14 protein-coding genes are annotated in these 14,043 nt (G+C 49.7%); 7 read left to right on the forward strand and 7 right to left on the reverse strand.

Annotated features, from left to right (window positions below):
- Positions 1 to 94: 94 nt before the first annotated feature.
- A complete protein-coding gene (locus EKM71_RS07355; RefSeq protein ID WP_125573968.1) occupies positions 95 to 559 on the reverse strand; it encodes a MarR family winged helix-turn-helix transcriptional regulator in 465 nt (154 codons plus the stop codon).
- Positions 560 to 639: 80 nt separating this feature from the next.
- On the opposite strand from EKM71_RS07355, the gene EKM71_RS07360 reads away from it, so the two are divergent.
- Complete coding sequence (locus tag EKM71_RS07360) at positions 640 to 1,197, forward strand: NADPH-dependent FMN reductase (RefSeq protein ID WP_125573969.1); 558 nt, start codon at positions 640 to 642, stop codon at positions 1,195 to 1,197.
- 55 nt (positions 1,198 to 1,252) lie between these two features.
- Here the strand turns inward: EKM71_RS07360 and EKM71_RS07365 are convergent, their stop codons facing one another.
- Together EKM71_RS07365 and EKM71_RS07370 are read right to left on the reverse strand one after the other, a co-directional pair.
- On the reverse strand, positions 1,253 to 1,936 hold the full coding sequence (locus tag EKM71_RS07365; protein ID WP_125573970.1) for a glycerophosphodiester phosphodiesterase family protein: 684 nt from the start codon (positions 1,934 to 1,936) through the stop codon (positions 1,253 to 1,255).
- A gap of 77 nt (positions 1,937 to 2,013) precedes the next feature.
- Positions 2,014 to 3,165, reverse strand: coding sequence for a vitamin B12 independent methionine synthase (locus EKM71_RS07370; protein WP_125573971.1), 1,152 nt, complete (start codon positions 3,163 to 3,165; stop codon positions 2,014 to 2,016).
- Positions 3,166 to 3,687: 522 nt separating this feature from the next.
- On the opposite strand from EKM71_RS07370, the gene EKM71_RS07375 reads away from it, so the two are divergent.
- Entirely contained in the window at positions 3,688 to 3,996 is a 309-nt protein-coding gene (locus EKM71_RS07375) for a type II toxin-antitoxin system HicB family antitoxin (RefSeq protein ID WP_225418012.1), read from the forward strand.
- A gap of 183 nt (positions 3,997 to 4,179) precedes the next feature.
- On the opposite strand, the gene EKM71_RS07380 is transcribed toward EKM71_RS07375, so the two are convergent.
- Both EKM71_RS07380 and EKM71_RS07385 read right to left on the reverse strand, forming a co-directional pair.
- Positions 4,180 to 5,700, reverse strand: coding sequence for an ABC transporter permease/substrate-binding protein (locus EKM71_RS07380; RefSeq protein WP_125573972.1), 1,521 nt, complete (start codon positions 5,698 to 5,700; stop codon positions 4,180 to 4,182).
- Positions 5,701 to 6,630, reverse strand: a complete 930-nt coding sequence (locus tag EKM71_RS07385; protein ID WP_125573973.1) for an ABC transporter ATP-binding protein — start codon at positions 6,628 to 6,630, stop codon at positions 5,701 to 5,703.
- A 248-nt stretch (positions 6,631 to 6,878) separates the two neighbouring features.
- Between EKM71_RS07385 and EKM71_RS07390 the strand changes: the two genes are divergently transcribed.
- Entirely contained in the window at positions 6,879 to 7,307 is a 429-nt protein-coding gene (locus tag EKM71_RS07390; protein WP_225418013.1) for an Lrp/AsnC family transcriptional regulator, read from the forward strand.
- Here EKM71_RS07390 and EKM71_RS07395 read toward each other — a convergent pair.
- Complete coding sequence (locus tag EKM71_RS07395) at positions 7,304 to 7,468, reverse strand: zinc-binding dehydrogenase (RefSeq protein ID WP_225418014.1); 165 nt, start codon at positions 7,466 to 7,468, stop codon at positions 7,304 to 7,306. The genes EKM71_RS07390 and EKM71_RS07395 overlap by 4 nt on opposite strands.
- 131 nt (positions 7,469 to 7,599) lie before the next feature.
- Between EKM71_RS07395 and EKM71_RS07400 the strand changes: the two genes are divergently transcribed.
- The 4 genes from EKM71_RS07400 (at position 7,600) to EKM71_RS07415 (ending at position 11,638) form a co-directional block, all read left to right on the forward strand.
- Complete coding sequence (locus tag EKM71_RS07400) at positions 7,600 to 8,835, forward strand: ArgE/DapE family deacylase (RefSeq protein WP_125573975.1); 1,236 nt, start codon at positions 7,600 to 7,602, stop codon at positions 8,833 to 8,835.
- Positions 8,836 to 9,049: 214 nt separating this feature from the next.
- Complete coding sequence (locus EKM71_RS07405) at positions 9,050 to 9,421, forward strand: cupredoxin domain-containing protein (RefSeq protein WP_125573976.1); 372 nt, start codon at positions 9,050 to 9,052, stop codon at positions 9,419 to 9,421.
- 16 nt (positions 9,422 to 9,437) lie between these two features.
- Positions 9,438 to 9,710 (forward strand): cupredoxin domain-containing protein, encoded by a 273-nt coding sequence (locus EKM71_RS07410; RefSeq protein ID WP_225418015.1) that lies wholly within the window; start codon positions 9,438 to 9,440, stop codon positions 9,708 to 9,710.
- Positions 9,707 to 11,638 (forward strand): copper-translocating P-type ATPase, encoded by a 1,932-nt coding sequence (locus EKM71_RS07415; protein ID WP_125573978.1) that lies wholly within the window; start codon positions 9,707 to 9,709, stop codon positions 11,636 to 11,638. Before EKM71_RS07410 ends, EKM71_RS07415 begins: the two co-directional genes overlap by 4 nt.
- A 241-nt stretch (positions 11,639 to 11,879) precedes the next feature.
- Here EKM71_RS07415 and EKM71_RS07420 read toward each other — a convergent pair whose 3' ends face one another.
- Positions 11,880 to 14,033, reverse strand: a complete 2,154-nt coding sequence (locus tag EKM71_RS07420) for a lectin-like domain-containing protein (protein ID WP_225418016.1) — start codon at positions 14,031 to 14,033, stop codon at positions 11,880 to 11,882.
- Positions 14,034 to 14,043: the final 10 nt, after the last annotated feature.

Here is a 14,043-nt window from a genome sequence, read left to right on the forward strand (position 1 = left end):
AGCTTCATATACCTACTATAATTCAAAAAAGCTCTGTAAAACCAAATCGGTTTTACAGAGCTAATCTTAGTATGTTTCTAATTCATCAGGTTATTTACTTCAAGTCATCGTCTTCATCATAGTCATCGGCCGCCTCACCCGTCAGCGTTCCCGCTAACTGTTGCAGGACCCGAACCAATTCAGCTCGGTCGGTATTGGAATAGCTCGCGAGCTTTTCTCGTAATGCTGCCTCCCGCGCGAGCTTAATTTGTAAGAGTCCCCGTTGTCCCTGCTGAGTGAGTGCAACTAGCCGGACGCGCTGATCGCGCCGCTCCACTTCACGTAACCAGCCAGCTGCCACTAGCTTATCAACTTGGCGGCTAATTGACGAATGATTGCGACCGATCTGATCGGCCAATTCGCCAATGCTGATGTCGGTTTGTCGCCCGGCCCGCACCACAATTGGCAACGCGGCTGGCTCCAAAGGGACATGGGCCTGCTGCAGGAGGTGCCGATCCTGTTGTGGCTGATTAAAGAAGGTCACAATTTCAAATAAGGCTTCAAAAATTTCATTATCCATACTTGTGATTATACCAGATAGATGCTAAGATGTGTGCATAGTGCACCAATTAATTTTAAAAATCTAAAGGAGAGATCAGTATGACTAAAAAAATCGGTCTCATCATCGGATCCACTCGCCCCACTCGAATTAGTCCCAGCATCGCCACTTGGCTTCAAGGGTCCGTGGCGCAACCTGGACTGGCAGTCGACCTTATCGACTTGGCAAAAATCAATCTGCCATTATTGGATGAAGTTGAACAACCTTCCACTGGTATTTATCACGAGGAACACACCCAGCGTTGGAGCCAACTCATTCAGGGTTACGACGGCTTCATTCTCCTGTTCCCCCAATATAACTGGGGTTATCCAGCCCCTTTGAAGAATGCCCTCGACTACCTCTATACCGAATGGCGAGGCAAGCCCGTCAGCATGGTTTCCTACGGCGGTCATGGTGGGTTTCAAGCTGCTCTGGGTATGAACTTAGTCCTCCGTGGTCTCAAGTTCCAGCTGATGGCAACTAACCTCCAGTTGACCTTAAAGAAGGACGAAATTGACGATAACGGGCAATTCAAAGACCCGGCAACGGCGCTAGCACCCTACGCCTTCAATGCCCATCAGATGGGCGCAGAATTCTTACACCGGCTCACCCAAGCCTAAGGTGCACTAAGGGGTCACATGACGATTGTCATGTGACCCCCTTTTCAGTTTGAATTTAGTTCGCCACCTGCTGCTTAACCTGCATCATCATTTCAAAATCATCAGTAAAGATACCAGCGACGTGTTTCGCCATCAGGTCGGCAGCGACTGTGGGGTTGTCCACAGTCCAGATGCGTTCGGTCACGGGGATTCCCGCCTGGTAATGACTCAGGTGAAGACCACTGAGGTGTTCACGGGTGACTAAGGCCACCGGATCGGCTACCCGACGATCGGTCAACCAACAGTAACTCTCATTGGGCGCCAACTTTTGGCAAGTCTTCAGCGTGGGGAGGTGAAATGACGAGAAGATCACTGGCTTATTAAGAGCCGTCGCGTGGACCATGCCCATGACAATGCGTTCGATGTTGGGATACTGAATCTTGTCCGTCTTCAACTCCAAGTTGAGTTGAACATCACGATTCGTGACTAGCGTCAGGAACTCTGCCAGTGATGGGATCGGCTCCTGGTTGGCCAAACGAAACCGGCGGAGTTGTGCAAAGGTATAGCTCTCGATCAACCCACTTCCATCCGTGGTCCGATCGATCTGCTCATCATGCATAATAACCGGCACCTGATCCTTCGTCAAATGAACATCAAACTCAATACCTTCGATGCCATGTTCGACCGCGTATCGAAAGCCTGCTAAAGAATTTTCTGGAAACTGTGCCGGGTAACCCCGGTGACCGAATACCATTGTCATGTTCAAGTCGCTCCTATCTCAGTCTAGCTATCGTGTTTAGGATACCACCTCATGACGCCAGAAAATGTAAAGATTACTTATGCTTTGTGTAAAGTTTCTGGATCAGGCCAGACGTTATCAGCGATCTGCTTAACCAATTTGAGCTTGGCCCATTGCTGGTCCTCCGTCAGTTGATTGCCTTCCTCGGTCGAGGCAAACCCACACTGTGTCGACAGTGCCAGGTTCGCCAGCGGCACTTGTTCGGCTGCTGCGTGAATTCGAGCTGTAATAGCCGCTGAATCCTCCAAGTCTGGGAACTTCGACGTGATCAGTCCCAGTACCAGGCGCTTGTGGGGGTCGTTATGCCAAATTTTTTTGAGTGGCGCGAAGCTCCCCGCCCGGTCGCTGTCATATTCCAGGAACAACCCATCATAGTGCAGACGTCCCAGATAATCAGCCACGTCATCGTAACCCCCGGAGAACAGGTAGGTCGACTTGAAGTTCCCCCGACAAATATGAGTGGTCACCGTCAGATCCTCTGGCAAATCTGTTAACACCCGGTTGATAACGTAAACGGCATTTTCGGCTAGGTTAACGATTCCCTGATGGGCGACCGCATCCTCCTTCGTTGCATTCAACCGGCTAATCAAAAAGGCCCACGTGGTATCATCCAATTGAATGTAACGACACCCCAGGTCATAGAACCGCACGATAGTCTCATGATAGGCTTGAGCGAGATCATCCAGGTAAGCGTCCCAGGTCGGATAGAATTGATGCCAGTTGTCACTCCGATTGTCCCGGAACAACATAGTTGGGGACGGGATAGTCTGTTTAACCACAACGCCTGCCGGCACCAGACTCTGGAGGTAACGAAAACTCTCAAAGAACGGATGAGCTGGATTAAAGGCAATGCGACCAACCAAGTCGGCATTATCGGTTCGAGTCTGACTGCCATGGAACTTATAACTCTGCCGGTAGTCATATCGGCCTACTCCCGTGAGGCCCCAGAGAAAGTCAAGGTGCCACCAACTCCGATTGAATTCACCATCAGTCACAGCCTTGAGTCCCAGCCCAACCTGACGTTGGACGACACGTTTGGTTTCAGCTCGTTGAATCGTGGTTAGGTCTTCGGCACTCAGGGCGCCCGCTGCAAACTGAGCGCGCGCCGTCTTGAGGGTTGCCGGTCGTAGGAGACTCCCCACAACGTCATAGCGGTAAGGAAATTGGGTTTTAACTTGGTTAAGTGTCATCTGAATGTCCTCCTTAAGATTGGGTCGGCATCGCCCGTACCCGTGACTTCCTAATCTTTTTGAGAATAATAAAAAAGCGTTCATCCCCGAACTAAATACTTAGTTCAAGGGACGAACGCGTCGTTTTACCACCCTAGTTTACGCGACCCTCGCGAATCACGCCTCAACGGTACCAGCTGATACCCGGAAAGTTAACGGTTCCTACCGATCCGACGGCGTGAACCATCGGATAGCACTTAGGAGCTCATCTTCATGACTAGGTGTCGACCCGTTTTCACTAACCGAGCTCACTGAACAATACCGCCATCACTACTCTTCTCCTGGCTTTTATGATAAAATAATTAGAAATTAGTTGATATTCTAATCTTCAGGTTGCCCGATGTCAAGGGTCGTATGGATAACCCCAACTAAACTTTATCAGCAGACCCAAGTCCCTATCATTTGCTAGGCGCTTATTAACGAAAAAGGGAGGTTATGCTAGACCAATCTATGCCAAACTAAAAATTGGACTAGCAAAATTAAATGTCAGACAGACTCGTTTACCCCATTATTGCTCAAGAAAATAACGACGAAGACGGTCACTATTTTGTTGGCTTTTCCCCTAATATTCCTGGGATGGTCACACAAGGTGATAGTCTCGTAGAATTAGCCATTTCTGCCGAAGACGCCATTGCCACCATGCTCGATGGCACAAAATTTCCGAAAGTTCAGGATCCTAAAAGCTGGCACTTACAGGCTAACGAGTCCATCGTCTATATTTCCATCGACATGGCTGCCTGGCTTAGTCAGCCTGCCAAAAACGTTCGACGTACCGTCACCATACCAAAATAGTTGAACGATATGGCAAGGCTAGAAGAATCACCGTTTCTCGCTTAACCACAGAAGTCTGACAAGCAATTTATACTGCCACAAAATACTAATTGTTCAGCTAATACAGCTGGCTACTTCACCAGTACATGGGAAGTAGCCAGCTGTATTTAAATTATCTATTCACAAAATTAATCGCCAATAGATCTAATCTAAGTAGCCATGGCTCTTCAAATATTGGCGAGCCACCGTTGCAGCCTTTTCATGTTTCACAGTGACAAGATAATTCATCTTTTGCATATCAGTCGTGCTAACCTTGCCAGCTAGCTTGTTCAACGTCGTCTTCAATTCAGGGTGTTGGGTGGCTAGTTGTTCAGTCATTAGCGGTGCCCCTTGATAAGGTGGGAAGAAGGAACGGTCATCTTTCAACACCACCAAATGATACTCCTGAACTTCTGGATCAGTCGTGTAACCATCGACCAGATTAACCTTGCCATTGGCGATTGCCTTATAACGAATTGAGGGTTCCATGGTCTTGACACTGGCAAATTTCAAGCCGTATTCTTTGCTCAAACCTGGATAACCATCCTTCAATTGGTGAAAATCGGGATCAAAACCCGCGTGAACCTTGTCCTCCACTGCAATCAAATCGGAAATCGTCTTAACATGGTTCGTCTTAGCAAATTCCTTAGTAACGGCCAAATCATAGCCGTTCTGGTACTGCATCGGCTTCAAATAAGTCATCTGATGCTGGGCCTTTAACGCGGTCTTAGCCACCTGATACGTCTTAGCAGGATCATGACTGGCCGTCTTCTCTCCCTTTACCAGAGACTCTAAGACTGTACCGGTGAACTCGGGGTAAATGTCGATTGACCCTGATTGAAGCGCCTTAAAGAGAAACGACGTGGCACCAAAATTAGCCTTTGTCGTCACCTGCATATTAGGCTGATCGTGTTCGATCAGATCCTTATACATATTAATTAAGATCTCGGGTTCACTCCCAAGCTTCCCAGCAATCGTGATCGTAGTCGTGGGGTTGGCAATCTTGCGGTAACCCGCAACCCCGCCGATCAAAATCACAATTGTGGTCAGCACAATCCCAGCCTTCTTAAAGGACAGTCGGCCTAGCCAATCGATGGCTGCGCCAAAGACCAGCGCCAAGATCGCTGACAACACGGCTCCGATAATCAGGAGCGGATTGTTATTGGTTTCAATTCCCAGCAGAATGTAGGTCCCCAGACCCCCGGCACCAATCAAGGCCGCCAGTGTGGCGGTCCCAATAATCATGACCGTCGCAATTCGAATACCGGAGATAATCATCGGCATGGCCAATGGTAACTCAATCCGAAAGAGTTTCATTCGCCGCGACAACCCAAACGCTGTGGCGGCCTCCTCAAAGTTGGGATCGATCGTGGTCAACCCAGAATACGTATTTTGAAAGATGGGCATGACGGCATAAATGACCAGGGCGATGATTGACGGCACTGTCCCAATCCCCACGATAGGAATCAAAATCCCCAATAGTGCCAGGCTCGGAATTGTCTGAAGAATACTGGTAATTTGGAGCATCACACCTGCCGCCCGCTTATGATGCATCAGGAGAATTGCCAGTGGGATCGCAATCACGGCGGCAATCAGGAGCGAGATCAGTGACAACTCAATGTGTTGGCCAATCGCGTGAACGATGTCGCCCCCCTGAGTCTTAAGAATATGCAAAATGGCTGACACCTAATCCGCCTCCTCTGTGGCTAAGAAATCCAAGAGATCTTTAGTTTGTAACTGGCGGTTGCCCTCAGGCGTCGCCACAACAACCGGTCCCTGACGTAAGGCCGCCGCAAGCCCACTCATAGCTACCGATGTGCCAATAGTGGCTGCATCGGTCGTCGCCGTCCCGTAGCCGGCCAGCAGGAGATCAGAGATGGTATCCGGTCGAGCCGCATTCTCCACTTGGAAGAAACCGCGAACGAAGTCGTTAGCCGGATGGCGGATGATGTCTTCACCCGTTCCGACTTGTTGGATGTGGCCAAGCCGCATTACCGCAATGTGTTGGCCCAAGCGCAAGGCTTCATGCATGTCATGGGTCACAAAGACAAAGGTCATCTTAAGTTCCTGATGCAAGCGTAAGACCAGGTCTTGAAGCTGCTTACGAGAAATGGGGTCCAAAGCACTGAATGGTTCATCCATCAGGACCACCTTGGGCTTAATCGCCAAGGCACGAATGATGCCGACCCGTTGTTGCTCTCCACCAGAGAGTTCACTGGGCATCCGCGTCGCATATTGGTCGGGATCCAAGTCAACCTGCGCCAACAATTCACGTGCCCGCTCGATGCGCCGCTTATGAGGCCACCCCAACGACTCTGCTTGAATGGCAATGTTATCTTGAATATTTAAGTTGGGGAAAAGGGCGATGTTTTGTAAAACATACCCCATCTGAAGTCGTAACTGTTTCAAATCGTAATCAATCAAACGGCGATCGTCGAAGTAAATGTCGCCATCGGTAGGTTCAATCAACCGATTTAACATTTTCAACGTCGTGGTCTTCCCACTCCCACTGGGACCGACCAACACAAAAAAGTCCCGGCTGGGAATCGTGAGGTTCAACCGATCCAGTGCTTGATTGTGTGCATATTGCTTGGTAACATTTCTAAATTCTATCATGTTAACCTCCATACCATACCCATGTGGCCCGTTTTGACGGAATACCACCACTACCGACGCGAGCGCGACATGCTTCCGCTAACCCACTAACGGTGTGTCTATGACCTCTAATTATACTAACCTTTGACCAAATACCTAAGAAATTGGCTCATAAGTTAGCCATGCAATAACCTCCACTTTACAGTCTTTGAACGTAACTGTTAAGATTAAAAATAAAGACTTTTGCCCCAAAATACTTATAAAGTAAGGTGTTTCCATTGCTTGATCAAACGGACCTAAACATCCTAAAGGCACTCACTAAAAATTGTCGGATCAAAGCCAACCATCTCGCAAAACGGGTACATCTCACTGCTCCCGCCGTGGCTGCGCGGATCGCCCGCCTCGAGGATACTGGCGTGATTAGACGCTACACAATTGAAGTTGACACCGAAAGATTAGGTTTTGATCGCCAAGTCTTCATCCAGGCGGCAGTTAAGAACGCCAACCAGCGAACGGGCTATGACGCCCTCATTCACCGCTACCGTAACGCCATTCGCCACCATTATCGGGTCACAGGAGAAAGGCCTTACCTCATTGAGGGGGCCTTTCACTCGCGAACAGAACTCAACGCCTTTCTTTTGGCATTGGGACAGGTCGCAACCTACACCGTCACCGATGTTATTGACGAATTAATTTAGTCGTTATCACTAATGACTTGGCCCAGTTCACGACTCACCATCACGTAGTCGTGCGCTTCGCGAATATCCGCGAGCTTAAAAATCTTGGCAATCGGGATCTCCAAATGATTCCGGGTGATGAGATCAAACATCTCATCAACTAGGTCCTGGCCGCGACTCATTTTTTATGGTCAGATTGCCCAATGCCTCACCAGATTCTTGATTCCGCTTGCAAAAAGTGCTGTAATCAAGTTAGTGAACACCCGTCACTTCGAAGACACGGGTAGCTAGACTTTAAATGAGGTGGAAGAACATGGATGAAGTTGTTCAAGCGCTAAGCGATATTGTTAAGATGAATACCGTTAACGGTTCCGAAAAAAAGGTTGCGGATTATATCGCAGCCCTATTAGCCAAGCATGGTATTGACAGTAAACTAGTCGAATACGCCCCAGACCGGGTCAGCCTGGTCGCCGAAATTGGGGACGGTAACGGTCCGGTCGTCGGGTTCGATGGTCACGCGGACATTGTTGCTTTAGGCGACGCTGCCAAGTGGAAGGTCGATGCGCTCTCCGCCACGATTCAGAATAATCTGATGATCGGCCGGGGAACTTCTGATATGAAATCCGGTTTGATTGCAGGTGCCTGGGCCATGATTCATTTACACGATCAACACGTGCCACTTCATGGAACCCTGCGTTTCATGGCCACAGTTGGTGAGGAATACGGCCAGTATGGTGCCAAACAACTCGGTGAAGCTGGCTATGCTAAGGACCTCGACACCTTAATCGTTGGGGAACCCAGCGGGGCAGCCAAGCAACTCCTGATGCAAAAGCAGATTCAATACATGTTGCAGATTGACCAAGCCGGTGCTCAGCAACTATCCGACGCCAACCAGACCAATGAACAACACTTCATCGAATTGGCCCACAAGGGGTCGCTGACCTACACCGTTCACTCTAAAGGTGTTGCGGCCCACAGTTCCATGCCAGAGATTGGGAAGAATGCAATTACCCCATTGATGGCCTTTTACCAGAAAGAAGAGGCCTACTTCGATTCTATCAAGGAATATCGCAACCCCGTTCTTGGACCTGTAACGCCCGTGGTCACGATGGTCAAGGGTGGGGAACAGATCAACACGGTCCCTGCTAGCGCCGACCTCTCCGTTAAGATTCGAACTATTCCAGAACTGCCAAATGCCGACATCACAGTTGCTATCAAGCAGATCATTGCGGACCTTAACGACCAAGGGGCAGACCTGTCTCTCGACATTTTGAGTGACTTACGCCCAATGCACACCATGGAAGACACCGAACTTGTCCAGGCTGCCAAGGAAATTGCGGAAGACACGCTCGATCAGAAGTTGCCTTTAATTGGCGTTCCCGGTGGCACCGACGCGTCGTCCTTCCTGGCCTTTAATCCTGATATTGACGTCATCGTCTTTGGCCCTGGTAACATCACGGCCCACCAAGTGAACGAATACGTCGATCTCGACATGTATCACCGATTTATCACTATCTACGAGAAACTGATTACCCGGTTGTTGAAGTAATTTTCGTCTCAATTTTAAAATAATCATCCAAAATCTAACGATAGGGTCACTCGCTTTGAGTGGCCCTATTTTTATGTACAACTCTTGGTCAGAACAACGATCAGCACATTCTCAAACAGCGATCCCCACTTTATCGTTGACAAATGTAAACGATGGCGGTATGCTAATTTCATCGCATCATGATTACAAATGTAAACGCAAAGGAGATTGCCTCATGACTAAATTAATTATTTTGGGTTTTGCCCTCTTTCTTATTGGGTTTATTGCTTGGTGGTTCTTCGGTAACCATGACACTGCAGCGGTTGACGCAGCTGTCACGGAGACCAGCCAAGATGTCGGCGTAGAGGTCAGCGGGGGCTATTCTCCTAGCACGGTGGTGCTGAAACAAGGGTTGCCAGCAACCCTGACCTTTAATCGTAAAGATTCTTCTAGCTGTCTCGAACAAGTGGTTTTCCCTGATTTTGGGATTAACGAATTTTTACCACAGAATAAAGCTTATGCAATCCCCATCGACACCAGTAAACCGGGTGAATACGAATACGCCTGTGGTATGAACATGTTCCATGGCAAAGTTATTATTAAATAAAACGGAGGTCTTCATCATGACAAACTCACAATCAGCAACCATTATCGTCGACGGCGGCTACGCCCCAGCAAAAGTCGTGTTCACCCAAGGTGTTCCTGCCGAACTCACTTTCAAGCGAATCAATGATGCCGGGTGTTTAGACCAGGTTCATTCCGAAAGCCTGAACTTTAGCGAAGACCTTCCCTTAAATGAGGTCCGAACCGTAACTATCGACACCAATAAGGCCGGCGAATACGCCTTTAGTTGTAGCATGGATATGTTCTTTGGAAAGGTGGTTGTCAAGCCGTGAGTATCAAAAACCGCTTTGTCTTTTCCCTAATCGTGTCGCTACCTTTGGTCATTGAGATGTTCACCGCCCCGCTTGGTCTCATGTTGCCAGGTGGCGTCTGGACCATGTTTCTCCTGACGACCGCCGTCATGGCAATCTCGGCTGGCCCCTTCATTCAAAGTGCCTGGGCTGCCTTTCGTCACCACCACGCAAATATGGATACCTTGGTCGCTATTGGAACGTCCACGGCCTACCTGTATAGCCTCTATGCGATGCTCACTGGCAAGGCGGTCTTCTTTGAAAGTGCAGCCTTCGTGGTTACCTTTATTTTATTGGGTCAGTATTTTGAAGAGAAAATGAAACACTCTGCCTCTGGCGCTGTCAGTAAGTTAGTCGACCTTCAGGCTAAAGACGCCGAGGTTCTTCGTAACGGTGAGTTGGTTAAGGTTCCTTTAGCCGAGGTCGTCGTTGGCGACATCATCCGCGTGCGCCCGGGTCAAAAGATTGCCGTGGATGGCGTGATTACCGAAGGCACGTCAACCATCGATGAGTCCATGGTTACCGGCGAAAGCATGCCGGTTGCCAAGAAGGCCGGCGACCACGTGATTGGGGCCACCATGAATAGCAACGGCACCTTCCTCTTCAAGGCCAGCAAGGTCGGAAACGACACCCTACTTTCCCAGATTGTCGACATGGTCAAGAAAGCGCAGACGAGTCATGCCCCGATTCAGAAAACCGTTGATAAGGTTGCTGACATCTTTGTTCCTGCCGTCTTGATGACGGCCATCGCGACCTTTACGATCTGGTACGTCTTCCTCGACGCGTCTCTAGTCAGTGCCCTGTTATTTGCCGTTTCCGTCGTCATTATTGCTTGTCCCTGTGCGCTTGGGATCGCCACACCGACTGCCCTAATGGTAGGGACCGGTCGGAGTGCCAAGATGGGAATTCTAATCAAGAATGGGGAAGTCCTCGAAGCCGCTAACCACGTCAAGACAGTCGTTTTCGATAAGACTGGAACCATCACCGAAGGCCATCCCCAAGTCACGGACATTGTCGGTGACGAGGCCATAGTCTTACAGCTTGCAGCTAACCTTGAGTCCGCTTCCGAACACCCCTTAGCGACTGCCATCTTAGCGAAGGCTAAGGCGCAAAACCTTACCATTACCGCTGCTGAAAACTTCCAGGCCATTGAAGGTAAGGGGGTCCAAGCCACAGTTGATGGTCAACCAGCGTTCATCGGTAATGACAAATTAGTTACCGATTACCAGTTAGACGCCGATTTACGAGCACAAATGACCCGGCTACAAAATGAAGCCAAGACGGTCGTCCTGATCGGACTCGCCGATCGCATCATCGGCTTGATTGCGATTCAAGATACGCCTAAGGCCAGTTCTGCCGCAGCTATCGCCGCCCTCAAGAGTCATGGCTTACGGACCGTCATGTTGACCGGAGATAACGACCGGGTCGCAGCAGCCATTGCCGAAGAAGTAGGCATCGACACGGTCATTGCCGATGTCTTACCCGGCGACAAGGCCAACCACGTCAAGGCGTTACAAGCTGAGGGGCCCGTAGCCTTCGTGGGTGACGGCATTAATGATGCCCCTGCCCTAACTACCGCGGATGTCGGTATCGCCATGGGTTCCGGAACTGATATTGCCATCGAATCTGGTGGCATCATCCTGGTCAAGAATGACTTGATGGATGTCGTTCGCGCGCTCGAACTCAGCCAAAAGACCTTCAGTCGGATCAAATTAAACCTCTTCTGGGCCTTCATCTACAATACCCTAGGTATTCCCGTAGCAGCCGGCCTCTTCGTAGCTTTCGGCCTATCACTGAGTCCCGAACTGGCCGGCTTGGGCATGGCGCTAAGCTCCCTATCTGTAGTTGCCAGCTCTCTTCTCTTGAACAAATCAAAACTAACGTCAACCCCCGCTACCCAGATGGCGTAATTAGGAGGCCTATCTCATGCAGGAAAAGTTTTGGCAAAAAAGTACCCAGCTAACAGCGCTGGCTGCTCTCGTCTACGTGGCACTTGCAACCGGTATCGGTGCCCTGATCATGGGCCACTAAGTCTATTAAAAATCCCGTTAAGTCAGCGTCTGTGAGCGCCGACTTAACGGGATTTTTAGGCTTACGAGTCAACAAAGTCGCTGAGGAACGGTCTTTGATCACACTATCCACGCACCTCTACTACTCTGGCGTGTCCATCAGCGTCCAGGTGATTTTCCCACCATATCTGCCAAGCAATGATCCACCTCTGACTTCTAGCAACACGCCTGTCTTTGACGTCCACTCTTCATGAACGGCATACTTTCCCTCTGGATCTTTAGGACTCGTCGCGTGCGTCACAATTGGCACTGGATGTTCCCGAATAGCAGTCGTTCGACCATCAGGATAGACATATACCGGTCCCCCCATTAACGGGGCACCAGTTCGAGATCGAAAGCGTTCAGCTTGCGCCATTAGCGTCCACCGGGCATCATTACCGCGAGTATCCTGAACCACGACCTGCCAATGACCACTTCGACGAACATATTGGTCATGCCCTGTAAGAAAGCTAGAACGAAATTGTTCTTTCGCAGAAATGAAATCAAATTTCAAGACACCTTGAACCTTGATCCGCACGACCACAACATTGGATGCTTCACCTTTTTCTGTGAGTGCCACAAGTTTAAGCGTGTTGTCACCCAAGCGCAGTTGATCGGCCTTTACCGAGAATTGAAATGTCCCATCCTTTTGCAGTTTCAGTGTCGTTAGCTCTTTCTGATTCAATACGGCATTGACCTTAACCTCTGGCCGTGTCGTCGCAGTCGTGGCCATCATGACCTTGCCAGTAACCTGTGTATCCGTCTGTGGCGCCACGGTCAGTACATGTGCACTTGTCACATCCAAATCCAAATCGACATTCGGATTAAGGTTAAACTCGGGCGTCTGTGCCGCACCGACATAGGCGTTGGAAGTGACGGTACTGGTTTGACTCGCGACTTTGACTGTTCGTGCCACATCACTAACCGTCCCGGTCAGGCGGATAGTGGCAGCAGGTGTTTTTTCATCAAGGGACCGGCCAAGAATGACTGCCAACTGTCTCTCCTTGATCGCAGTTGGATCTAGCTTCTCTGTCCATTCTCCTTCTTTTCCGAAATACCGAATCTCAGCCTCATCGAAATCAATCTTCTCTGGCAAATTCAGAAGCGCCGTGATACTAGACCAAGTCTGACGACCATTCCGATAAGTCAGCTGATAATCCAGCTGAACTCTGTCCTTAGAAACAACCTCTCCCCCTTCCGCAATGACCCGTTTACGTGTCAAATTTGTCAGTTGTGCCTTGGCTTGGGCATCAACTAATCCTGGAGCGTTCTCAAAGACAACGAGATTGTTTTCCCAACGCTTTCCCGTGGTCCCTGTGACCCCCCAACGGGCAAAACCGGTCTGCTTTGGATCGATCTTCCGGGTATCCAGGTGAACCGTTCGTCGCACCCCTGGAAGTTTCTCTCCCGTCCGAGGATCCTCGTCACCAAAGGTATAGGTCATCGTGTGATTTGCTGATTGCCATTGCAGTGAGACATGATGCCATTGTCCATTTGACAGAAACCCGGGATGCGTTTCATCAGCAATCAGACCTTTATGGCCGATAGCATAGTAGTAACTGTCCTGGGAGAATATCCACCCCCAACCACCGGTATGAATATACTGGTAATAGGTCTCGGCCTCCCCGGGATAATTCGAGGCGATATGCTCCGCCGGAAAACTCGCATCGAATGAATTGGCTTTGCCCACCGCATTTTTCCCTGTTAGTCCGTTGTAGTTCGTATCGAATTCCAACGCCCAACTATTGGTAATCGCCGTATTCGCCAAGTCCTGGTTATTCTTCCGGCGACTATTGGTATCAACGCCCCAGACGCCCAGTGTTTCACCAGTTATGGGGCCTCTTCCAAAATTCGGTGCGGCACCACCATCTCTGGGATCGTTTTGCAGAACAAAGGCCATGCCTTCACCTGCTTGAGCTCCCTGGTTACCCAGGTAAACCCAAAATGAAAGTGTCTCATCCTTGGTTAAATCGAAATAATTCCCGTTAGTCGACCAAATGGCCCCGAATTGTCCGGGGCCATTTGTAATAACTGCCGCCTGCGTATTTGGCGCGGCCGGATTCATTGTCTCAACTACAGTAGCAGAGCTCTTGCTAGCGGTCCCCACTTTGAGAATGGGTAGGGTCTTGTCCAGGAAAATTCCTCGGGGCGCTGTCTTCAACGCCTGGTTATAATCACTGTCGGCATAGGCATCCAGCCTACTCCCGAGACAGATCGCTAGTAGAATCAAGCCGGCGCTCAACCACTGTTTGAGCAAACTCATCTCT

Source organism: Levilactobacillus huananensis (assembly GCF_003946145.1).
Classification (GTDB): Bacteria; Bacillota; Bacilli; order Lactobacillales; family Lactobacillaceae; genus Levilactobacillus; species Levilactobacillus huananensis.